This is a genomic window from Bradyrhizobium sp. USDA3516, from assembly GCF_057651995.1.
In genome coordinates this window covers 456526-479596 of record NZ_JBYGYN010000001.1, presented here as the reverse complement: position 1 = coordinate 479596, position 23071 = coordinate 456526, and the positions used below count along the sequence as shown (strand labels likewise).

General features: G+C 65.1%; 19 protein-coding genes. 13 read left to right on the top strand and 6 right to left on the bottom strand.

The window, feature by feature from the left end; all coding sequences use genetic code 11:
• Positions 1-39 precede the first annotated feature (39 nt).
• The 10 genes from denD (at position 40) to AC24YW_RS02490 (ending at position 8719) form a co-directional block, all read left to right on the top strand.
• A complete protein-coding gene (gene denD / locus AC24YW_RS02535) occupies positions 40-1026 on the top strand; it encodes a D-erythronate dehydrogenase (RefSeq protein ID WP_487481219.1) in 987 nt (328 codons plus the stop codon).
• 23 nt (positions 1027-1049) lie between these two features.
• Positions 1050-2024: a sugar kinase gene (locus AC24YW_RS02530; protein ID WP_487481842.1), complete on the top strand. Its 975-nt coding sequence runs from the start codon at positions 1050-1052 to the stop codon at positions 2022-2024.
• A gap of 24 nt (positions 2025-2048) precedes the next feature.
• Complete coding sequence (gene eda, locus AC24YW_RS02525; RefSeq protein WP_192893238.1) at positions 2049-2699, top strand: bifunctional 4-hydroxy-2-oxoglutarate aldolase/2-dehydro-3-deoxy-phosphogluconate aldolase; 651 nt, start codon at positions 2049-2051, stop codon at positions 2697-2699.
• Positions 2700-2759: 60 nt separating this feature from the next.
• Positions 2760-3929, top strand: a complete 1170-nt coding sequence (locus tag AC24YW_RS02520) for an acetyl-CoA acetyltransferase (protein ID WP_487481218.1) — start codon at positions 2760-2762, stop codon at positions 3927-3929.
• Between the two features lie 116 nt (positions 3930-4045).
• Positions 4046-4252 carry a hypothetical protein gene (locus AC24YW_RS02515; protein ID WP_487481217.1) on the top strand — a complete coding sequence of 69 codons (207 nt, stop codon included), beginning with the start codon at positions 4046-4048 and terminating at the stop codon, positions 4250-4252.
• 126 nt (positions 4253-4378) lie between these two features.
• Entirely contained in the window at positions 4379-5578 is a 1200-nt protein-coding gene (locus AC24YW_RS02510; RefSeq protein ID WP_487481216.1) for a CaiB/BaiF CoA transferase family protein, read from the top strand.
• A gap of 157 nt (positions 5579-5735) precedes the next feature.
• The gene (locus AC24YW_RS02505) at positions 5736-6872 is read left to right on the top strand and encodes a thiolase family protein (RefSeq protein ID WP_487481215.1); all 1137 of its coding nucleotides are present in this window, start codon (positions 5736-5738) and stop codon (positions 6870-6872) included.
• A complete protein-coding gene (locus AC24YW_RS02500) occupies positions 6869-7228 on the top strand; it encodes a Zn-ribbon domain-containing OB-fold protein (RefSeq protein WP_487481214.1) in 360 nt (119 codons plus the stop codon). The genes AC24YW_RS02505 and AC24YW_RS02500 overlap by 4 nt, the downstream gene beginning before the upstream one ends.
• A gap of 535 nt (positions 7229-7763) precedes the next feature.
• Positions 7764-8291 carry a carboxymuconolactone decarboxylase family protein gene (locus AC24YW_RS02495; RefSeq protein ID WP_487481213.1) on the top strand — a complete coding sequence of 176 codons (528 nt, stop codon included), beginning with the start codon at positions 7764-7766 and terminating at the stop codon, positions 8289-8291.
• Positions 8292-8416: 125 nt separating this feature from the next.
• Entirely contained in the window at positions 8417-8719 is a 303-nt protein-coding gene (locus AC24YW_RS02490) for a nucleoside triphosphate pyrophosphohydrolase family protein (RefSeq protein ID WP_172786333.1), read from the top strand.
• 70 nt (positions 8720-8789) lie between these two features.
• Here AC24YW_RS02490 and glsA read toward each other — a convergent pair whose 3' ends face one another.
• From glsA to AC24YW_RS02470, 4 genes are all read right to left on the bottom strand, one after another.
• Positions 8790-10637, bottom strand: a complete 1848-nt coding sequence (gene glsA / locus AC24YW_RS02485) for a glutaminase A (protein ID WP_487481212.1) — start codon at positions 10635-10637, stop codon at positions 8790-8792.
• Between the two features lie 21 nt (positions 10638-10658).
• Positions 10659-12734: a TRAP transporter permease gene (locus AC24YW_RS02480; RefSeq protein ID WP_487481211.1), complete on the bottom strand. Its 2076-nt coding sequence runs from the start codon at positions 12732-12734 to the stop codon at positions 10659-10661.
• Positions 12735-12973: 239 nt separating this feature from the next.
• Complete coding sequence (locus AC24YW_RS02475; RefSeq protein ID WP_487481210.1) at positions 12974-14140, bottom strand: TAXI family TRAP transporter solute-binding subunit; 1167 nt, start codon at positions 14138-14140, stop codon at positions 12974-12976.
• 165 nt (positions 14141-14305) lie between these two features.
• Entirely contained in the window at positions 14306-14527 is a 222-nt protein-coding gene (locus tag AC24YW_RS02470; RefSeq protein WP_197947040.1) for a biotin/lipoyl-containing protein, read from the bottom strand.
• Positions 14528-14622: 95 nt separating this feature from the next.
• Between AC24YW_RS02470 and AC24YW_RS02465 the strand changes: the two genes are divergently transcribed.
• The 3 genes from AC24YW_RS02465 (at position 14623) to AC24YW_RS02455 (ending at position 18894) form a co-directional block, all read left to right on the top strand.
• Positions 14623-15597: an IclR family transcriptional regulator gene (locus tag AC24YW_RS02465; RefSeq protein WP_487481209.1), complete on the top strand. Its 975-nt coding sequence runs from the start codon at positions 14623-14625 to the stop codon at positions 15595-15597.
• A complete protein-coding gene (locus AC24YW_RS02460) occupies positions 15527-17086 on the top strand; it encodes an acyl-CoA carboxylase subunit beta (RefSeq protein WP_487481208.1) in 1560 nt (519 codons plus the stop codon). Before AC24YW_RS02465 ends, AC24YW_RS02460 begins: the two co-directional genes overlap by 71 nt.
• A 110-nt stretch (positions 17087-17196) precedes the next feature.
• Positions 17197-18894, top strand: coding sequence for a GMC family oxidoreductase (locus AC24YW_RS02455; protein WP_487481207.1), 1698 nt, complete (start codon positions 17197-17199; stop codon positions 18892-18894).
• A gap of 951 nt (positions 18895-19845) precedes the next feature.
• Here AC24YW_RS02455 and AC24YW_RS02450 read toward each other — a convergent pair.
• Positions 19846-21321, bottom strand: coding sequence for an FAD-binding oxidoreductase (locus tag AC24YW_RS02450; protein WP_487481206.1), 1476 nt, complete (start codon positions 21319-21321; stop codon positions 19846-19848).
• A gap of 164 nt (positions 21322-21485) precedes the next feature.
• Complete coding sequence (locus tag AC24YW_RS02445; protein ID WP_487481205.1) at positions 21486-22775, bottom strand: MFS transporter; 1290 nt, start codon at positions 22773-22775, stop codon at positions 21486-21488.
• Positions 22776-23071 lie beyond the last annotated feature (296 nt).

The following is a 23071-nucleotide window of genomic DNA, read 5'->3' as shown; positions in this document are numbered from 1 at the left end:
AGAGCGGCGCGCTCCGGCCAATAAGAAGGAGTTGAGCTCTTGCACATTCTGGTTCTCGGCGCCGCCGGCATGGTCGGCCGCAAACTCTGTGAACGGCTGCTGCGCGACGGCCGGCTCGGCAAGAGCGACATCACGAAATTGACCATGCACGACGTGGTCGAGCCGAAGAAGCCGGAGAAGGCCGGCTTCCTGGTCGAGACCGTTTCGGGCGATTTCGCCGTCGCGGGCGCCGCCGAGAAGCTGATCGCAGGCCGCCCCGACGTGATCTTCCATCTCGCCGCGATCGTGTCCGGCGAGGCCGAGCTCGACTTCGACAAGGGCTATCGCATCAATCTCGACGGCACGCGGATGCTGCTCGATGCGATCCGCCTTGCGGGCGGCGGCTACAAGCCGCGCGTGGTGTTCACGTCCTCGATCGCAGTGTTCGGCGCGCCGTTCCCGGATGCGATCGGCGACGAGTTCTTCCATACCCCGCTGCTCAGCTACGGCACGCAGAAGGCGATCGGCGAACTCCTGCTCGCCGACTATTCCCGCCGCGGCTTCCTCGACGGCATCGGCATCCGCCTGCCGACCATCTGCATCCGGCCCGGCCTGCCCAACAAGGCGGCCTCGGGCTTCTTCTCCAACATCCTGCGCGAGCCGCTCGCCGGCAAGGAAGCGATCCTCCCGGTCTCCGAGGACGTCCGCCACTGGCACGCCACGCCACGCTCGGCCGTCGGCTTCCTGCTCCACGCTGGCACCATGGATCTCGCGGCCGTCGGCCCGCGTCGCAACCTGACCATGCCCGGCCTGTCGGCCACGGTCGGCGAGCAGATCGCCGCCTTGAAGCGGGTTGCGGGCGAGAAGGTCGCCGCGCGCATCAAGCGCGAGCCCGATCCCTTCATCGTCGGCATCGTCGGCGGCTGGCCGCGCAATTTCGACGCCAGGCGGTCGCGCGAGCTCGGCTTCACCACCGCCGAGAAGAATTTCGACGATATCATCCGCATTCACATCGAAGACGAGCTCGGCGGCAATTTCGTCGCCTGACCTCCGACTGAGCGGGCCTGATGATGGCGAGCGTTGCTTGCATCGGCGAATGCATGGTCGAGCTGCGGCAGGCCCAGGGCGGCGCGTCCGCCGGGCAGGGGCAGGGCGGTGGCCTGTACTCACGCGGCTTCGGCGGCGACACCCTCAACACGGCCGTGTATCTGGCGCGGCTGGACGTCAAGGTCGATTATCTCACCGCGCTCGGCGATGACGCCCTGAGCGACGAGATGGTCGCGGCCTGGAATGCGGAAGGCGTCGGCACGCGGCGTGTCGTGCGGCTGCCGGGCAAGCTGCCCGGCCTCTACATGATCCAGACGGATGGCAAGGGCGAGCGCCAGTTCTTCCACTGGCGCGACAGCGCGGCCGCGCGCCAGCTGATGAGCCTTCCGGAGACGGACGAGCTGCTCAACTCGCTGATGAGCTACGACGTCGTCTATCTCTCCGCGATCACGCTCTCGATCTACGACGCGCCCGGGCGCGAGCGTCTGTTCGCCGCGATCAAGCGCGCGCGCCTGCTCGGCACCCGCTTCGTGTTCGACACCAATTTCCGCGCCCGGGGCTGGCCAGACCGCGACATCGCGCGGGAGGTGTTTGCGACCGCCTTCGCGGCCGCCGATATCGTGCTGACCTCGACCGAGGACCTGCTCGCGCTCCATCCCGGCGAAAGCCATGACCAGCTGATGGCGCGGATCCCGACCCCGGAGCTGGTGTTCCGTCTGCCCGAGCCGGTGAGCCTGTTGCGCTATCCCGGCGGCGCCAGCGAGGTCCGCGCCGAACCCATGACCAAGCCCGTGGTCGATACGACCGCCGCCGGCGACAGCTTCGCCGCGGCCTATATCGCGGCCCGGCTTGCCGGCGCCGAGCCGGCCGAGGCGGCCCTATCAGGACATCGGCTCGCCAGCCTCGTGATCTGCTATCCCGGCGCCATCATTCCGGGCTATGCCATGCCGCCGAAGAAGCGGCACCGGCCGGCGGCCTCCCGCCAGGCCACCAAGTGAATAGCGACAAATGAATCGAGACCCATGACCACGGCTGCCCAACAGAACCACCTCGTCGCGCTGTTCAAGGCTGCGACCGTCATTCCCGTCCTCACCATCGAGCGCATCCAGGATGCCGTGCCGCTGGCGCGCGCGCTGGTTGCCGGCGGTGTCCGCACGCTGGAGGTGACCCTGCGCACCCCCGTTGCAATCGAGGCGGCGCGCGCGGTGATGACCGAGGTCCCCGAGGCGGTCGTCGGCATCGGCACCATTCTCAATCCGGCCGACTTCAGCCGGGTCGAGAAGCTCGGGGTGGCATTCGGCATCAGCCCGGGCCTGACCCCGGATCTGCTCAAGGCCGCGACCGACAGCTCCTTGCCGTTCGCGCCGGGCATTGCCACGGCCTCCGAGCTGATGATGGCGCTGTCCTACGGCTTCGACGTCGCAAAGTTCTTCCCGGCGGAGCAGGCCGGCGGCATCAAGGGCCTGCGCGCCCTCGGCGGGCCGTTCCCGAACGTGCGATTTTGCCCGACCGGCGGGGTGGGCGAGGCCAATGCCGCGACCTGGCTGGCCGAACCCAACGTCGTTGCGGTCGGCGGATCCTGGCTGTGCCCGACGGCGGAGATCCGGGCCGGGAACTGGGCCGGCATAACTGCCATCTGCGAGCGGACCCTCAAGGCGCTGAAAGCCGCGTGAAGTCTTGCCATCCCTGGGCTAAGACTTAGCTCAGGACAAGACCTGCAGGGAGAGACGACCATGACCGCCAGCATCGTCGGATGGGCGCATACGCCGTTCGGCAAGTTCGACACCGAAACCGTCGAAAGCCTCGTCACCCGCGTCGCCAACGAGGCGCTCGCGGATGCCGGGATTTCGGCTTCCGACGTCGACGAGATCGTGCTCGGCCATTTCAACGCCGGCTTCTCGCCGCAGGATTTCACGGCGTCGCTGGTGCTGCAGGCCGATCCCAAGCTGCGCTTCAAGCCGGCGACTCGTGTCGAGAACGCCTGCGCCACGGGATCCGCCGCCGTGCATCAGGGCCTGCGCGCGATCGCCGCGGGGGCCGCCAGAATCGTGCTGGTCGTCGGCGTCGAGCAGATGACCCGCACCCCCGGCCCGGAGATCGGCAAGAACCTGCTCAAGGCCTCCTACCTGCCCGAGGACGGCGATACGGTCGGCGGCTTCGCCGGCGTGTTCGGCAAGATCGCCAGCTCCTATTTCCAGAAATACGGCGACCAGTCCGATGCCCTGGCGCTGATCGCGGCCAAGAACCACAAGAACGGCGTCGCCAATCCCTTCGCCCAGATGCGCAAGGACTTCGGCTTCGACTTCTGCCGTGCCGAGAGCGAGAAGAACCCCTACGTCGCCGGCCCCCTGAAGCGCACCGACTGCTCGCTGGTCTCCGACGGTGCCGCCGCCCTGGTGCTGGCCGATGCCGAAACCGCCAAGGGCATGACCAAGTCGATCGGCTTCCGCGCCACTGCGCACGCCCAGGATTTCCTGCCGATGAGTAAGCGCGACATCCTGCAGTTCGAAGGCTGCACGGTCGCCTGGCAGCGCGCACTGGAGAAGGCCGGTGTCACGCTGAGCGATCTCTCCTTTGTCGAGACCCATGACTGCTTCACCGTGGCAGAGCTGATCGAGTACGAAGCCATGGGCCTGACGCCGAAGGGGCAAGGCGCCCGCGCCATCAAGGAGGGCTGGACGCTCAAGGACGGCAAGCTGCCGGTCAATCCGTCCGGCGGCCTCAAGGCCAAGGGCCATCCGATCGGCGCCACCGGCGTCTCCATGCACGTGATGACCGCGATGCAGCTCGCGGGCCAGGCGCCCGAGGGCATGCAGCTCAAGAACGCCAAGCTCGGCGGCATCTTCAACATGGGGGGCGCAGCCGTCGCCAACTACGTCTCCGTCCTGGAGCCGCTGAAGTAGGCTCTCGTAGGGTGGGCTAAGGCGCCGTGCGCCGTGCCCACCTTTTCTTTGCGTTAGATCATGGTGGGCTCGCGCGGCCCCCTTAATGCTCTGATTGATTTTGCGGGAAATGCATCATGAGCACTAATTACGAAGATTCACTCTCGATGGACGCACTCAACGATCGCATCGCGATCCTCGAGGACAATATCCGCCAGCTCATTGAGCAGGCCGCTGCCGCCTCGGGCGAGCAGAGCGAGTCGCGCATCGCCGACCGGATCAACCAGCAGAATGACGAGCTCGAGCGGCTTCTGAAGATCCGGGAATCCCGCCGGAAGAAATAGCGGCCGACGTCGGCCCCGCGGCGCATGCCGCCATACGCTGCCCGCCCTTGCGCGCGCGGCGGCGCTGCCGTTAGCTGGACCGAAACAGCGAGGGCAGTTGGGCCCCCGCGCGACCGGGAGCGAACGATGGGGCCGCTGAAGGGCATCAAGGTCATCGACATGACCACCGTGCTGATGGGGCCTTATGCGACCCAGATGCTCGGCGATTGCGGTGCCGAAATCATCAAGGTGGAATCGCTGGACGGCGACGTCACCCGCCTGATCGGACCGATGCGTCACGCCGGCATGGGACCGGTGTTCCTCAACACCAACCGCAGCAAGCGCTCGATCTGTCTCGATCTGAAGAAGCCTGCGGGGCGCGAAGCCGTGCTGCGGCTTTTGAAGGACGCGGACGTCTTGGTCTACAACGTCCGCCCGCAGGCCATGGCGCGGCTTCAGCTCGGCTACGACGTCGTCTCCGCCGTCAACCCGCGCCTGGTCTATGCCGGCGTGTTCGGCTTCGGCCAGGACGGGCCCTATGCAGCCAAACCCGCCTACGACGATCTGATCCAGGGCGCCACCGCGTTGCCGGCGCTGATGGCGCAGACCGGCGACGGCGTGCCGCGTTATGTGCCGAACGCGCTCGTGGATCGTATCGTCGGCCTCACCGCGGTCGGGGCGATCTGCGCCAGCCTCGTGCATCGCGACCGCACCGGCCGTGGCCAGCGTCTGGACATTCCGATGTTCGAGACCATGGCCGGCTTCGTCATGGGCGATCACATGGGCGGGCTCACCTTCGAGCCGCCGCTCGACAAGGGCGGCTATGCCCGCCATCTCTCGCGCGACCGGAGGCCCTACAAGACCTCGGATGGCTATCTCAGCGTCATCGTCTACAACGACAAGCAGTGGGAGAATTTCTTCAAGGCCACCGGGCGCGACGATCTGCGCGCCGATCCCAAATTCGCGACTTTCGCCGGCCGCGCCGCCAATATCAATGAGGTCTACGCCGAGCTCGCGCGCATCTTCGAGACGCGGACCACGGCCGAGTGGATCGACCTGCTGACGAAAGCCGACGTGCCTGTGATGCCGATGCACGATCTCGCCTCGATCCTGCACGATCCGCATCTGGAGGCGACCGGCTTTTTCCCGGTGGTGACACATCCGACCGAAGGTCCCATCCGCAGCATGAAGGTGACCGCGACCTGGTCCGAGACCGAAGCCGAACCGGTACGCCTGGCGCCGCGGCTCAACGAGCACGGCGCCGAGATTTTGCGCGAGATCGGCTATTCCGCCGACGAGATCGCGGCCATGGTGCGCGACGGCGTCACGCGTGACGCGCCGGAGTAGGGGGAGTGGAGATGACCACAACTCTCTCATCCGTCATTCCGAGGCGCGCCCACTTGGGCGCGAGCCCGGAATCCATTCATCCTCCGCATAGGCCGTTCGATGGATTCCGGGCTCGCGACTTCGTCGCGCCCCGGAATGACAGCGGAGAGAGTGCACCATGAGCTTCATCACCGGCGTCGGCCTCACGTCGTTCGGCAAGCATGAAGGCTCATCCTCGCTCGACCTGATGAGCGAGGCCGCGCAAGTCGCGCTCGACGATGCCGGATTGAAGCGCACCGACATCGACGGCATCCTCTGCGGCTACTCCACCGTCTCCCCGCACATCATGCTCGCCACCGTGTTCGCCGAGCATTTTGGCATCCGCCCGTCCTACGCCCATGCCGTCCAGGTCGGCGGCGCCACGGGTCTTGCGATGACGATGCTTGCACATCATCTCGTCGCGTCAGGCGTCTGTCGCAACGTTCTGGTCGTTGCCGGCGAGAACCGCCTCACCGGACAGAGCCGCGATGCCTCGATCCAGGCGCTGGCGCAGGTCGGTCATCCCGATTACGAGGTGCCGTTAGGACCCACCATTCCCGCTTATTACGGCCTCGTTGCCAGCAGGTACATGCACGAATACGGCGTGACCGAAGAGGATCTCGCCGAATTCGCGGTGCTGATGCGTGCCCACGCCTGCGCCCATCCCGGCGCGCAATTCCACGATCCCATCAATGTCGCCGACGTCATGGCCTCCAAGCCAGTGGCGCTGCCGCTCAAGCTGCTCGATTGCTGCCCGGTCTCCGACGGCGGCGCCGCGTTCGTCGTCAGCCGCGAGCGGACCGGAGAGGCCGGAGTGCGCATCCGCGGCTGCGCGCAGGCCCACACCCATCAGCATGTCACGGCAGCGCCGGCGCTCAGCGAGCTCGGCGCCGAGATCTCCATCGCCCGCGCGAAGCAGGCCACGGGCCTGGCGATTTCCGACGTGCGCTATGCCGCGATCTACGACAGCTTTACGATCACGCTTGCGATGCTGCTGGAAGACCTCGGGCTTGCCGGCCGCGGCGAGGCGGCCGCGCGCGTGCGCGCCGGCCATTTCAGCCGTGACGGCGCGATGCCGCTGAATACCCATGGCGGCCTGCTCAGCTACGGTCATTGCGGCGTCGGCGGCGCCATGGCGCATCTCGTCGAGGCGCATTTGCAGATGACGGGACGAGCGGCCACCCGCCAGGTGCGCGATGCCTCGATTGCACTGCTGCACGGCGACGGCGGCGTGCTGTCGTCTCACGTCAGCATGTTCCTGGAGCGGGTCAGATGAGCGAGCGTCTGGCGGACTGGACCAAGGGTGAAGAGGTCATCACCTACCAGACCTGCACCGCATGCGGGCATGTACAGTATTTTCATCGGGCCTTCTGCGCGACCTGCGGTGCATCCGGCCCGCGCGAGCAGCGCGCCAGCGGCAAGGGCAGGGTGTATGCGACCTCGTTGGTCTGCCGCGCGGCAACGCCCGAGACGCGCGCGCACGTGCCCTACACCATCCTGCTGGTCGACTGCGCCGAGGGTTTTCGCATGATGGCCCATGGCGAGAACGATCTTGCCATCGGCGATTCGGTTGTCGCGAGCTTCAAGCCGTTTGCCGGCAAGCTGGTGCCGTTCTTCGCCAAATTGAAATAAGTGTGGCTCCGTCATTCGGGGGCGGTCATGTGACCGAGCCTGGAACGGGTATTCTGGGCCTGGCCTGTGCGAGGGCCACCCCGGAATGACGGAAACGCTGAGCGCATGATCCGGAAAAGTGTGAAGCGGTTTTCCAAAAAGATCATGCGCAAACGAAATACTCTAACGCCCGTAGAACAAGATGCTGGCGATGACGAGCATCGCCGTCACCGCCAGCATATGCGCGAGCGCTCCCGAGGCTGCCCCCTTGGTGGCTTCCTTCATGCCGTTTTCTCCCTAGACCTGGGCGTGACTCATCGTTGCGCGGTGAGCGCACACGACGGCCAATTGTTTTTACTCGGAACACCCCTTGCGAGTATCCGCCGCGATTTGTCCCCACGCGGCGAGTATCGACTGTGTCAGGGTCGATCAGCAATGCGGCGGCAATTTGACTCGATGATGTTGCTCCTGCGTCCGCGCGCGAATAGAGTCTTCGGGAACCTTCGCCGATGGCGACAAGAAGCATCAAAAGATCAGGGAAAACTTCAGGAAAATCATGGCCCGCATTCAGTACAGCGACCCGTCCAAGGCGTCCGACCGCACCCGTGAAATCCTCGACAAGAACCGTCATGCCAACATCTTCCGGATGATGGCGCATTCGCCGAGTTACTTTGAGCAATATTGCCGCCTCGGGGGCGCCATCAGGCACAAGGGCGAGCTCGACCCTATCGTGCGCGAGCTTGCGATCACCCGTACCGGCATCCTGTGCGAGGCACCCTATGAGATCGTCGCGCACAAGCGCATCGGCAAGAATGTCGGCGTCACCGACGAGCAGAACGAGGCGCTCGAGAACTGGCAGGCCGCGTCCTGCTTCGACGAGGTGCAGCGCGCCGCGCTCGCCTTCACCGACGAGGTCGTGCAGCTGAAGAAGCCGACGGATGCGACCTTCAAGGCGATCGCATCGAAGCTGACGCCGGCCGCGCTGGTCGAGCTCCAGCTCTCGGTCGGCTTCTACATCATGACGTCGAAATTCCTGGAGACTTTCGAGATCGATCTTCAGCCCGTCACCGAAGTGGTGGGCTGACTAAAGCGTTTTCGAGCGAAGTGGCACCGGTTCGCGTCAAGAAAACGCGTCAAAACAAGAATCTAGAGATTCGGTTCTCATTCAATCAGAACCGAATCTCTAGACGCTAAGCGCGAGGGATGCCGATGACGATCGACGAATATGCGGCCTGGGCCGCAACCATTGCGAAAGTCGAAGAGCACCCGTCCAACGAGCGGCTGTCCTATCTCGGTCTCGGCCTTGCCGGCGAGGCCGGCGAGGTCGCCGAGCACATCAAGAAGCTCTTGCGCGACGATTGGCTCGACAAGGCGGGTCTCGTCGAAGAGCTCGGCGATGTCGTCTACTACTGGGCCTGCCTGTGCGCCGCCACCGGCCAGCAGCCATCCGCGCTGCTCGATGCCAGCGCCGCCAAGATCAAGCGACGTATCAGCGAAGCGGCGAGCCGTTAGGGCAAGATGTGAGCCGCGGGCGCTCTTCACCTCTCCCCAACGGGGAGAGGTGAAGAGCCACCGCCATTGCTCATGCCGAGGTCAGGATATCCACCCTGGCGTTGGCGACGATCAGGCGGTCGGCCAGGAGCTGGGCCAGGTTACGCATGATGCATTCGCTGGCGCGGGGGTGCTGCTTGCGGAAGCGCTCGAAATCCTTCAGCGGCACCTCGCATGCCGTCGCTGCCATGTCGGCGAACACGTCGGCGGAGCGGGTCTGTTCCAGCAGCGCCATCTCGCCGAACGCCATGCCGGCGGTGAGCGTCGCCAGCCTGACGCCGTCGGGCAAGGTGACGTGCACGGCGCCGCTGCGCAGGAAGTACAGGGCATCGGCGGGGTCGCCGGCCGTGAGGATCTTCGCGCCGGATTGATAGGTCCTGATGGTGCAGAGTGAAGCGAGATCCGTCAGCTCTTCCTCGCTCAGCCCGGTCAGCAGGGGCTGCTCGGCAAGCTCGGTGGTCTCGTGAAAATCGATCGAGCCGCCGTAGCGATAGACGATCTGATCTTCGGCCCATTCGATCGCGGTATCGAGCAGATAGAAGTCGCGCACGTTCTTCAGCTCAGCGGTCCATTCGCGCAACGTATTCCATTCCTTGGAGGCGCGCCGAACGCCCGACAAGACCACCGTGACGTTCAGCGCGGCCAATTCCTCGAAGGCTTCGGCCACGAGCCGTGCGCCGGCCCGCGTGGTCGAGGTCACGCGGTGCAGATCGAAGATCACGAATTGCGGCCGCGGCCGCCCCGCGAGCCGGCGCGAGACGTAGTCGACCGCCGACAGCGACAGCGTGCCGACCAGCTCGATGATCCGCACGTCCTGCTCGTGGGCCGCCAGGATCTCGCGCTCCTGCGGGCGGCGCACGCGGCGCGACGGGCTCTTGCCGATGTCGTAGTCGGCGATGACGGCGTTGCGCGCGTCGTCGCTGCGGTTGAGCATATGCAGGTCGTAATGCGAGGACAGCGCCTCGCAGACCTTGATGCCGCGCACGCTGTTGCCGTGCTTGTCGAGCTTCGGCGAATAGCTGCCGAGGCCGAGGCGGGCAGGGAGCGCGGCCAGGATGCCGCCGCCGACGCCGCTCTTGGCGGGGATGCCGATGCGGTAGATCCACTCGCCGGCATAGTCGTACATGCCCGACGACGTCATCACCGAAAGGGTGCGCGAGATCGCGTAAGGACTCAGCACCTGCTCGCCGGTGACCGGATTGATGCCGCGATTGGCGAGCGTTGCCGCCATCACCGCGATGTCGCGCGCGGTCACCAGCACGGCGCATTGCCGGAAATAGACGTCGAGCACGCCGGCGACGTTGTCCGAGATCACCGCGTTGGTCTTGAGCAGATAGCCGATGGCGCGGTTGCGGTCGCCGGTCTGGCTTTCGGATGCATAGACCGCCTCGTCGACGGAAAGGTCGCGTCCTGCAAAACGGCTGAGCGCAAGGCGGATCTGCTCGAACGCCTCCGCCCCCTTGCTGTCGTAGATTAGCCCGGTGCAGGCGATCGCGCCGGCATTGACCATCGGGTTGAACGGATGGTTCTCGGAATTGAGCCGGATCGAGTTGAAGGGATCGCCGGAGGGCTCGACGCCGATCGCGCCTTCGACCTTGCCGGCGCCGAGCAGGTCCAGCGCCAGCGCGAACACGAAGGGTTTCGACATTGACTGGATGGTGAAGGGCACCTGGCTGTCGCCGACTTCGTAGACATGGCCGTCCAGCGTCGCCAGGCTGATGCCGAAATAGGCAGGGTCGGCCTTGCCGAGCTCAGGAATGTAATCGGCGACATGGCCCGAGGTCTCGGCGGAGAATTCGCTGAGGCAATTGTCCAGAAACCGCAGCAAGGGCGGCTTCGAACGGGTCCAGGCGGTGGCGAGAGGCGAGAGCGGTTTCATCGCCTCCCTTGTGCAACGCAATCAGGGTACGCGCAACCCGTCGGGAATCACAGGCTGGCGCCGGACCAGGAGAAGCGCGATCAGGATCGTCGGCAGCAGGATGCCGAGGCCGAGCAGCGTCACCTGCATCTGCGACAACGGCATGATGCCGCCGCCCGGGGTCGCCACCACGAAGCCGCCGATCACCAGCAGCACACGGATGGGCCATTCCAGGCTGCCCGTGCCGCGCAAGTCCCCGACGAAGGGTTGGTAGCCCTGGATGCCGCCGCAGATGAACAGCGTGCCGAAGGCGGCGAGGCCCATCAGGCCGAGCCCGGCGAGATACGGGGCGGGGCCCTGCAGCACCAGCGCCGGATTCAAAACGAAGAAGAACGGGATGAAATAGATGATGCTGCCGACCCACATCGATTCCCAGCCGGTCTTCATGGCCGGCGAGCCGGCGATGCCGGCGGCCGCGAAGGAGGCGATCGCGACCGGGGGGGTGATCGACGACAGCATGCCCCAGTAGAAGATGAACATGTGCACGGCCATGCGGTTGAGCCCGAGCTTCTCCAGCGCGGGCGCGACCAGGATGGCGAGGAAAATGTAGCAGGCCGTCGTCGTCAGCCCGAGGCCGAGAATGAGGCTGGTGAGCGCGCACATGCCGAGCAGCAGGAAGGCGTTGTCGCCGGCGATGTGCAGGAGGTCGTTGGCAAGGCTCGACACCACGCCGGTCATAGAGAATGCGCCGATCAAGAGGCCGCAACCGGCGAGGATGCCGACCAGTTCGACGAAAGTGCGGCCATTGACTTCCAGGAACTTGCCGATCGTCGCAAATGTCCAGCGCGTGTCCTTCGAGAAGAGCTGGTTGAGCACGAGGAGCAGCGCGGTGGCGTAGAACGGCGCGTGGCTCTCGCGCTTGAAATGGAGCAGCATCACGATCAGCAGCGCGATGACGAAGACGTAGTACCAGCCGTCCTTGATCGTATCCATCACCCGCGGCAGGTCGGCGCGGGGGATGCCCTTCAGCCCGTGACGCGCGGCGTAGGTATCGACCTGCATGAACAAGCCGATGTAGTAGAGCGCCGCCGGGATGATCGCGGCGATCGCGACTTCCGCGTAGCTGACGTTGAGGAATTGCGCGATCACGAAGGCGGTTGCGCCCATCACTGGCGGCGCCAGCACCGCGCCGGTCGAGGCGCAGGCCTCGATCGCGGCGGCATAAGAAGCGCGAAAACCGCTCTTCTTCATCACGGGGATGGTCATGGTGCCGGCGGTGAGCACGTTGGAGATGATCGAGCCCGACATCATGCCGAGCAGGCCGCTGGCAAAGATGCAGACTTTTGCCGCGCCGCCGCGAAAGGTGCCGCACATGGCGAAGGAAAGATTGATGAAGAATTTTCCGGCGCCCGTCATCATCAGCGCGGTGCCGAACACCAGAAAGCCGATCACGGTGTCGGCGAAGGCCTGGATGGGAATGCCGAGCAGGCTCTCGCCGGAGAGCACGTGATAGGCGGTCGCCTGCTCCAGCGTCGATTGCGTGCCGCGGAACGGCCCGAGCCAGCCAGCCTCGGCGAACAGCGGATAGAGCGTGAAGGGCAGCACGCTGAGGAGCAGGCTCCAGCCGCCGGTGCGACGCAGCGCCTCCATCAGCATCACCCACATCACGAGGCCTGCGGCGATCACCGTGTTGGGCGCGCCGCCGAATTCCCAGCCGGCCTCCGCCGCCTTGCGGACGTTGGACATCAGTATGAGTGCCGCCGCGAAGGTCGCGACGAACAAGATGAGGTCATACCAGGGAACGCGGTCGAGCGGGGCGCGTTCGGTGCCCGGGAAGATCAGGAAGGTGAACGGCAGCATCAACGCGATCAGGAGATAGAAATATTCCGTGTTGAGCTGGGTGTATCCGACGAAGAAGCGCAGCGAGAATTGCTGATTGATGCAGAGCAGGATCGTCGCGGCGGTGGCAACAATCAACGTCCAGCGCCACGCACCGCGCAACGTGCGCACGCGCGTGACTTCCGCTTCCTGCATGTTGCCGGCGGCGCCATGCGGATCGTCGAACACGACCCGCTTGGGCTCGTCTTGCGAGGCGGTGGTGGTGGAAGTGGACGACATCATCGACCCCGCGCGTGGGCTGGTAGTATAGAATATAGCGAATGGCTGTTGGTTGAATCGAATACGGCGGCGGCTGGCTTAACCTCTCCCGCTTGCGGGAGAGGTCGGCGCGCAGCGCCGGGTGAGGGCTCTCTCCTCTGGGGGAATCCCGCCGTGGAGATACCCTCTCCCCAGCCCTCCCCCGCAAGCGGGGGAGGGAGCGCACCTCCCTCTTGGCAACAAGCACGAGCCCATTGGCTCTATTCCTCGAACCCGTTCGGCATGCCGGCTTTCGCCAGCGCCGCGGCACGCGCCTTCGTCCAGCCGTCGAGGAACGCCTTGTCGTCCGAAGGTGGATTGGACTTGCCGTAATCGGCCCACGCGGCCGCAAGCACGTCCTGACGCTTGATCAACTGGTTGTTGTGCGCCTCCTGCGCGTCGCTCCATTGCCCGGCCTCTTTCAACGCCTTCACTGCGCCGGGATGCACCGGCACCACCCAGTTCTTGGTCTGGCGGTCGGCCGCAAGGCCGCCGGCGCCAGGCGCGGAATCCTTGTAGGCGTCGTAATTGACGATCATCGCCTTGGTGATCGCATAGACCTGGTCGGCCGGTTGCGAGGCGTAGGCGACGAAGATTGGGTAGGGATAATTGCCGAGCTCGATCGGCTTCTCCGGCGAGATGCCGGCGCCGCAGGTCGCAAGCTGCGGGAAGAAGAACGAGCCGACCTTCTGCATCCGCGCCCAACCCTCCTTGTCCTTGGCGGGCAGCGGCGGCCAGATCAACCCGCGCGGCGAAGCCTCGGCCTCCTTGGCGGGACCGGTGATGGTGGTGCCGAAGGCGGCATCGACGTCGTTGTTGATCAGCCCTTTCCACATCGCGCCGTAGCTGGCGAACTCGACGGCCTTGACGTCCTTTTGCGTCAGCCCGGCGAAGGCGAGCACCGCGAGCGAGTTCTGGTTGAGCGCGGGCGAGCCGACCACGAAGCCGACGCGCTTGCCCTTGAGGTCCTTCAGCTCCTTCACACCGGTGTCGGCGGCCACCGCAAGCGAGGCGCAATTGCAGTCGACGGTCGAGAGCAGGGTCTGCAGCGGCTGCGGACCCCATTCCTTCGAGCCGAACTCGAACACGCCTTCCTGCGCGAAGTAGGTGCCTGATCCCATCGCTGCGGACACCGCGCGCTTGGCGCGCAGCGGCGCGAGGCGCGCGACGTCGTTGCCTGCGGGGAGCACGCGCACGTCGGTGCCGTACTTGTCCTTCATCATCTTGCCAACGCCGACCGCGATGTTGAAGCCGGCGGTGCCGGTGTCATAGGCGGTGAACGTCAATGTCGCCGGCAGCTTGATGTCTTCGGCGAACGAATAGCGTGTAGACGCAAAAGAAATGCCCGCCACCAAAGCAGGCGCGAGCACGAGCAGCCCACGAAGCATGTTTCCCTCCAATGATCCTCGCTTTGGCGCGAAGATTTTCATTCTTTGTTTGAAACAACGTTTGTTTGAAACCGATCATGTCACCGCGATGAAGCGATGGCAACGCTCCACCGAGCATGCACGAACGCGGCTGACAGATTGTCGCGGAAACAATGGATACAGCACTCAATTCGCGACGATCGCGATCGCCTGTCCCTCGGCCACGACGTCGTCGACCTTCACCAGAAGCGATGTGATCGTGCCGTTTGCGGGTGAGGGCACCGGAATCTCCATCTTCATCGCTTCGACCACCACAACGTCATCGCCATCCGCGACGGTTCCTCCAACTTGCACGGGAGTTGCGCAGATGCGTCCCGCGACCTCCGTGACGATCTTAATTTCTGGCATGCCATCGCCTTTTTGTTGTCGTCGCAAAATGCCTGAGGTAGCGTCGTCTGCAAGTGGAATTTAATTCCGCAGAGCGGAACACAACGGTAGGGATCATGGGACGACGTTCGGAGCGGTTGAGCAGGCAAGGTGCGCTCGCTGGCGAAGCCGGTGAGGGTGATGTGATCCAGGTGGTGTCGCGCGCGTTCGACGTATTGCGATGCTTCGAGGGCCACGAGGCGCGACTCGGCAATCTCGAGATTTCAAATCGCTGCGGTCTGCCGCGCTCGACGGTGTCGCGGCTCACGCATACGCTGACCCGCATGGGCCAGCTCGTGTATCTCCCGCGCGATCAGAAGTATCGCATCGGCCCGAGCGCGGTCGCGATGAGCGCCTCGATGATGAAGGGCGCGCAGCTGCGCAGCATGATTCGCCAGCGGCTGCAGGAAGTCGCCGAACAGCTGCCGGGCACCGTCGGGTTCGTCGTCCCCGACCGCTTCCATCTCGTCTATCTCCAGTTCGCGCGCTCGGCGACTGCGCTCGGCCTGCACGAGGGCACCGGCAGCCGCATCTCGATGGCCTCGACCGCTGCGGGTGCGGCCTACACCGCGGCGCTCGCGCCGGAAATCGGAGACGCCTTCGTCGCAGACATGGAGCGGGAAGCGCCCGAGGCTGCGAAGATTCTCAAGCCCCGCATCGAGGCCAACCGGCAGATGCTGCGCGAGCGCGGCTATGTTGTCGCCTGCGGCCTCTGGAGCCCGCACATCAACGGCCTCGCGGTGCCGATCTGGTCGCCGCAGTACCAGACCTTCGTGGTCATCACGATCGGTCTTCTGTCGGCGATGTATGACGAGCAGCGTCTGCACGACGAAGTCGCACCGCTGATGCTCAAGCTGGGCCGCTCGCTCGGCAGCCTGATGGAAGGCGCGGAAGGCGACGCCTTCAACAACCGTATCTCGCGTAAGCCGGTCGCCATGGCCGTGCACAACAATAACAAGCCGATCCATTCGGAGGGAGTGAATGAACTGGAAGCCGGAACTCGACGAGCTCGCCCGGCGCGAAGCCTTCGCGCGGGAGATGGGCGGCGTTGACAAGGTCAAGCGACAGCATGACCAGGGCCGGCTGACTGTTCGGGAGCGTATCGACAAGCTGATCGACAAAGGCAGCTTTCACGAGATCGGTGCCGTCTCCGGCATCGGCGAGTACGATTCCAGCGGCGATCTGAAGAAGCTCACGCCGGCCAATTGCGTGTTCGGCCGCGCGCGCGTCGACGGCCGCACCGTTGTCGTGGTCGGTGACGATTTCACCGTGCGCGGCGGCTCGGCGGATGCGTCGATCTCCGCCAAGCCGCTGATGGCGGAGGAGATGGCGCACGATTTCCGGCTGCCGATCGTCCGCATCATCGAAGGCTCCGGCGGCGGCGGCTCGGTCAAGACCATCGAGACCAAGGGTGCGGCCAATCTGCCCGGCGGCGTCGGCGGCACGCGCTGGTATCGCTTCACGACGGAGAACCTCTCGCGCGTGCCGGTGGTCGCGCTCGGCCTGGGCTCGGTGGCTGGCTTGGGGGCCGCGCGACTTGCCGCCAGCCACTATTCCATCATGACGCGGAAGTCCGCGATGTTCGTCGCGGGTCCGCCGGTGGTGAAGGCGCTGGGGCAGGATCTTACCAAGGAGGAGCTTGGCGGCGCGGACATCCAGACTCGCGCCGGCGCGGTCGATCACGCCGTCGACACCGAGGAGGAGGCCTTCGCCTGCGCGCGGCGTTTCCTGTCCTATCTGCCGTCGTCGGTCTACGAGCTGCCGCCGACCTTGCCCTGCACCGACAGCCCCGAGCGCAGCGACGAAGCGCTGATGAATGCGGTGCCGCGCAACCGCAAGCAGGTCTACAAGATGCGGCCGATCATCGAGTCCGTCGTCGACAAGGGCTCGTTCTTCGAGGTCGCCAAGAATTTCGGCAAGCCGATCATTGTCGGTCTCGCGCGGCTCGAGGGCAGGGCGGTGTTGCTGCTCGCCAGCGACAGCTTCCATTATGGCGGATCCTGGACCGCGGATGCCTGCCAGAAAGTGGTGCGCTGGGTCGACTTCGCCGAGACCTTCCACCTGCCGGTCGTCTATCTCATGGATTGCCCCGGCTTCATGATCGGCCTCGATGCGGAGAAGGCGGCCACCATCCGCCACGGCGTCCGCGCCATGGCGGCGGTCAATCAGACCACCGTGCCCTGGTGCACCGTGATCCTGCGCAACGCGTTCGGCGTCGCCGGTGTCGTGCACCAGCCGGCGGACCGCTTCTCGATCCGTTACGCCTGGCCGTCGGCCTATTGGGGCTCGCTGCCGCTCGAGGGCGGCATCGAGGCCGCCTACCGCGCCGACATTGACGCGGCCGAGGACAAGGCGGCCAAGCTGAAGGAGATCGAGGAGCGGCTCAACAAGCTCCGCTCGCCGTTCCGTTCGGCCGAAAAGTTCTGGGTCGAGGAGATCATCGATCCCAGAAAGACGCGCTCGCTGCTGTGCGAGTTTGCCCGGCTGGCGGAGCCGCTGCGAAAGCCCGGGCCGCCGGAGAACTTTTCGATCAGGCCTTGATATCAACCATCATCTGACTGCCGCGACAATCTTGTCGCGGCAGCGATGGCGTGACCTCAAAACAGGAACGCGCTACGTTCCCCCAACAAGAACAAGAGGAAGCGCCAATCGTGTACGACTTCATCATCGTGGGCGGCGGCTCGGCGGGGTCCGTGCTGGCCCACCGGCTCTCCGCCAGGAGCGCCAACAATGTCCTGCTCTGCGAAGCCGGCCAGGACACGCCACCCGGCAATGAGCCGGCCGAAATCAGGGACAGCTATCCCGGCACCGCCTATTTCGATCCGCGCTTCCACTGGACCGAGCTCAAGGTCACGACGCAAGTCGTCAGCCACAACAATCCGAACGAAGCGCGTCCGCCTCTGCGCAAATACGAGCAGGCACGCGTGCTGGGCGGCGGCTCGTCGATCAATGGGCAGATGGCCAACCGCGGCGCCCCAACCGACTACGACGAATGGGAGGCGCGCGGCGCCGAGGGGTGGTCGTGGGCCGACGTGCTGCCATTCTTCAAGAAGGTGGAGCGCGACCTCGATTTCGACGGACCCTATCACGGCAAGGACGGCCGGATCCCTGTCCGCCGCATCCCGCGCGAGCACTGGACGCGGCATTCGGAGGCGTTCGCGCAGGCCTTCCAGCAGGCCGGCCATCACTTTCTGCCGGACCAGAACGGCGAATTCGTCGACGGCTTCTTCCCGGTGACGCATTCCAACCAGGCCGAGCAACGCGTCTCGGCCGCGATGGGCTATCTCGATCGCGACACCCGCGCGCGTGCGAACCTTGCGATCTCCACCAACACGGTCGTACGAGAGCTGCTGTTCGAAGGCACGCGCTGCGTGGGCGTGAAGGCGATGGTTGACGGACGCGAGCAGGAATTCCGCGGACGCGAGATCATTCTCTCCAGCGGCGCCATTCATTCGCCGGCGCATCTGCTCCGCGCCGGCATCGGGCCCGTTGGTCATCTCAAGGACCTGGGCATTCCGGTGCTGGCGGCCCTGCCCGGCGTCGGCCAGCGCCTGATGGATCATCCCTCGATCTCGCTGTCGTCCTTTGTCCGCCGCGGCGCGCGCATGAACGAGCACACCAGGCGTCACATGCAGCTCGGCCTGCGCTACTCCTCCGGGCTGCCCGATGTGCCCAAGGGCGACATGTTCGTCGTCGTCATCAGCAAATCGGCCTGGCACGCCGTCGGCGCGCAGATCGGCTCGCTCCTGACCTTCGTCAACAAGACCTATTCCGAGACCGGACAGGTCAGGCTCGCCTCGCGCGATCCCATGGCCGAGCCGATCGTCGAGTTCAACCTGCTGTCCGACCGGCGCGATCTCGATCGCCTGATGAGCGGTTTCCGCAAGATGGCAGCGATCCAGATGAGTGAGGTCGTCAGGAAGGTGACGGACAAGCCGTTTCCGGCCGCCTATACCGATCGCGTCCGCAAGATCGGCGTGGTCAATACCAGGAACAAAATTCTCACCGCGATCGCCGCGGCCCTGATGGACGGGCCGGCAAGCTTGCGTCACTACATGATCGACAATTTCGTCGTCGAAGGCTTCACCTTCGATCAGGTGATGAACGACGACGAGGCGCTGGAAGCTTTCGTGCGCAAGGCGACGATCGGCGTCTGGCACGCATCGTGCTCATGCCGCATGGGCCGCACTGAGGATCCGATGGCGGTGGTCGACAATCAGGGCCGCGTCAAGGGCGTGCAGGGCCTGCGCGTCGTCGATGCCTCGATATTCCCGGTAGTGCCATGCGCCAACACCAACTTTCCGGTGTTGATGTCGGCGGAGAAGATCGCGGCCGCAATGATGCAATGAGCGGCAGCGAGTTCTGGCGATCCGGGAAGTGCGGGGAGGAGGAGCGCTGATGGATACTTGCCTTGCGCGGACCGACTTGGTTGCACGCCGCGAGCTTGACGCGCTGATCGAGCATTCGAGCGCTGCGAGTTAATCGTCTCAGGCGCTACGTGTAGGCTATGAGACCGTGCAGTCGTGGCGCACGGTCGCAGCCATTTTCAGCCGCGCTTTAGGCCCATTTCAGCCAAACTGTTATTGGTCTGTTTGCCCGGGGCAGGGTCTCTCATTTGGAGTCCTGCAATGTTCAAGCGAGTATTTTCTGCGTGCGTCCTCGTTATCCTGGGTTCTGTCGCTTCGGAAGCGCGCCCTTATCGCATTCATCAAGCTCCTGAATGCAACGTCACCATGCCCTGCGACTTCTCCTATTCGCAGACGCGACGCGAGCGGGCTTCCAGGCCCTCACTGGCTTCCAGATCTTCGCTGATTTCCAGGCCCACACTGCAAGCGTACCGCTCGACACAACTGACGGTGACTGATGCTGGGAGCACGACCACGCCGGCGACTGTCTCCGGCGCTCACGGCGCTCGCGTCGTCGGTGGCCGTCCGGCCGGTTGTCCCTCCTCGTTCTGCGGCTGCGGCGCGGCTCTGCGCGTGTTCGGCCGTATCGTGCCGGAATTAAATCTTGCGTCCAATTGGCTCCGCTTTCCGCGGACATCACCCGCACCGGGAATGGTTGCTGCGCGACGAGGACACGTGTTCGTCCTTGAGCAGCACCTCGGAGGCGACGTCTGGATGGCCTATGACGCCAACTCGGGTGGGCGCGCGACGCGAATCCACGCGCGCTCGCTGCGAGGGTATACGGTTGTCAACCCGCGCGGCGGCTCGGTGGCTTGAGGACAGAGGATAGCACTCCAAAAACGGCGGACGGGTCGCAACAACTTTGCGACCCGCCAATGCCGGGCGCCGAGCCGATCACAGCCGGAGCACCTTGCCGGGATTCATGATGTTGTGCGGATCGAGCGCGCGTTTGATGGTGCGCATGATATCGAGCTCGGTCTTGGAGCGGTAGTGGCTGAGCTCGTCGAGCTTGTCGATGCCGATACCATGCTCCGCCGAGATCGAGCCGCCCATGGAGGTGACGAGATCGTTCACGGCGCGCGTGATGGCGGCCGTGTACTGGTTCAGCGTCTGCTGGTCCATGCCCTTCGGCCCCATGAACGAAAAGTGCAGATTGCCGTCGCCGATGTGCCCGAGCGGATAGGGCCGGATGGTCGGGAGAATGTCGAGCACGGCCTCGAGGCCCTTGTCGATGAACTCCGGAATCGCTGAGATCGCTACCGAGACGTCGAAACTGATCCCCGGTCCCTCGGCACGGGAGGCCTCCGCCATGGCTTCGCGGATGCGCCACATGTTGCGCGATTGACCGAATGTGTGCGCGATCGTCGCGTCCAGCACGCGGCCGGCTTCGAGCTGATCGGCGAGAAACTGCTCCATCTTGCCGGACATGCCCTCGGTTCCATCCTGGCGCGGGCGCGCCGACGACCATTCCAGCAGGAGGTACCAGGGCGTGTCCGCCTTCAACGGATCCTGCGTGCCGGGAATGTGGCGCAGGGCGAGGTCGATGGCCGCTCGGCTGAGCAGTTCGCAGGAGCCGACATTGTCCTCGGACGCTGCGTGCGCCTCGGACAGGATTTCCAGCGCTGCGCGCGGATCGCGGACCGCCAGCCACGCCGTGCAGACGTCCTTGGGCGCCGGCCACAGCTTGAGCACGGCCTTGGTGATGATGCCCAGCGTCCCCTCGGCGCCCATGAACAGATGCTTGAGGTCGTAGCCGGTGTTGTCCTTCTTGAGCGCGCGCAACCCGTTCCAGACCTCGCCATTCGGCAGCACGACCTCGAGCCCCAGCACGAGATTGCGGGCATTGCCGTAGCGCAGCACCTGTACGCCGCCGGCGTTGGTGGAGAGATTGCCGCCGATCATGCAGGAGCCCTGGGCACCGAGGCTGAGCGGCAGGAACCGGTCGTGCTCAGCCGCGGTCTCCTGAAGCGTCTGCAACACGCATCCGGCCTCGACCGTCATCGAATAGCCGACGGGATCGACCCCCAGCACGCGGTTCATGCGGCCGAGCGACAGCACGATGCCGGTGTGCGCAGGCCAGGGCGTCGCCCCGCCCATCAGACCGGTGTTGCCGCCCTGCGGCACGATCGCCACGCCATGCTCATGGCAGAGCCGGACCACTTTCGAGACCTCTGCGGTGCTCCCGGGGCGAATGACGGCGCCGGCGCTGCCGACCAGCAATCCGCGCCAATCCGTCACGAACGGCTGCTTGTCCTGCTCGTCCTCGATCAGGCCTTTCTCGCCGACGATCGCGCGCAACGCAGCGCGCATCTCCGACGTCAAGGGGGCGGTTGGGATGACGGGTGGGGACGATGGGAAGGCAGCCGGCATTGTTTCCTCTGGCGCATCTTGGTGTGCACTGCGCACGATGACGTGCGGAGGGCATTGTCCACGTTTGGCGCGAGGAGTCTAACGGGAATGTGGCCGAGCGCGTCTTGCGGATGGTGGTGCCGCCTGGTCCGGCGTCACCATCGCGATCGGGTCGTCAGCCGGCTTCAGGCCGCCGCCGGCTGCAGTTTCGGCTGTCGCGACAGCGCCAGCACGATCAAGGCCGCGAACACGCAGAGCGCACCGGCGATGAAGAAGGCGGGCAGGTAGCTCTGGTAGACCGTGCGCGAGAACCCGGCGCCGAACGCCGCGGCGCCGGCGCCGAGCTGATGGCCGGCGAAGATCCAGCCGAACACCAGATTGGCGCGCTCGGGCCCGAACTTCTGCGCGGTGAGCCGCACCGTCGGCGGTACTGTCGCGATCCAGTCGAGGCCGTAGAACATCGCGAACACCGAGAGGCCGTAGAACGAGAAATCGCTGAACGGCAGGAAGATCAGCGAGAGCCCGCGCAAGCCATAGTACCAGAACAGGAGCCAGCGATTGTCATAGCGGTCCGACAGCCAGCCCGACATGATCGTGCCGAAGAAGTCGAAGATGCCCATCGCAGCGAGTAGGCTCGCCGCCCGCACCTGCGGGATGCCGAAATCGAGGCACATCGGGATCAGGTGCACCTGCACCAGCCCGTTGGTGGAGGCGCCGCAGACGAAAAAGGTCGCGAACAGAATCCAGAACGCCATCGACCTCGAGGCGTCGCGCAGCGTGCCGAGCGCAATGCCCGTGATCGAGCCGTGGCTGACCGGCGGCGCCGGCAAAGGCTCGGTGCCTTCGTCGCCGAACGGCCGCAGGCCGACGTCGCTCGGCCGGTCACGCATCGCAAGCAGCACCGCCAGCGCCGAAATAACGAGCATGATGCAGACCAGGCCGAGCGCGAGACGCCAGCCGTAGCGTTCGGTGAGGCTCGCCAGCAGCGGCAGGAACACGAGCTGGCCGGTCGCAACGCTCGCGGTCATGATGCCGATGACGAGGCCGCGCCTTGCCGCGAACCAGCGCGTCGCGATGGTAGCGCCGAGCACCAAGGCGGTCATGCCGGTGCCGATCCCGATCACCACGCCCCAGAGGGCAATGAGCTGCCAGACTTCCGTCATGCCGAGCGAGAGCAGGAGCGCGGAGACCACGATCAGCTGTGCCGCCAGCGTGACGTTGCGCAGGCCATAGCGGTTGAGCAGGGCGGCCGCGAACGGCGCCATCAGCCCGAACAGGATGAAGCGGATCGACAGCGCGGAGGAAATCTCCGCCGTGCTCCAGCCGAATTCCTTCTGCAGGGGAACGATGAACACGCCGGGCGCGCCGACCGTGCCGGCGCTGATCAGCGCGGCAAGGAAGGTCACGCCGACCATCACCCAGCCGTAATGGATGTTGCGGCGGGACAGTGCTGCCGCGAGCCAGTTCGAGATCATCGAGTTTCCTTGGAGACAGAGAGAGTGACTACTACCACGTGCTTACCTGCCAACACTCTGTCAGTAGCGGACCCGCTCGGTCCGGTAATCTGGCACGAATCGAGTACGTCTCAAATGACAGAGTTCCCTCGTTTTCGGACGTCTGCGTCAGCGGAGACGATGACGACGGGATCGACGGCTTCGGCCATAACGGAGCTCCCTGGCGGTGACGCGTAAGATTATGATCATCATATGATGCGGCGCAAAAAATGCAACCGCGACGGGGATGAGAAAATGTCGTGGGCCGGATGAGATTT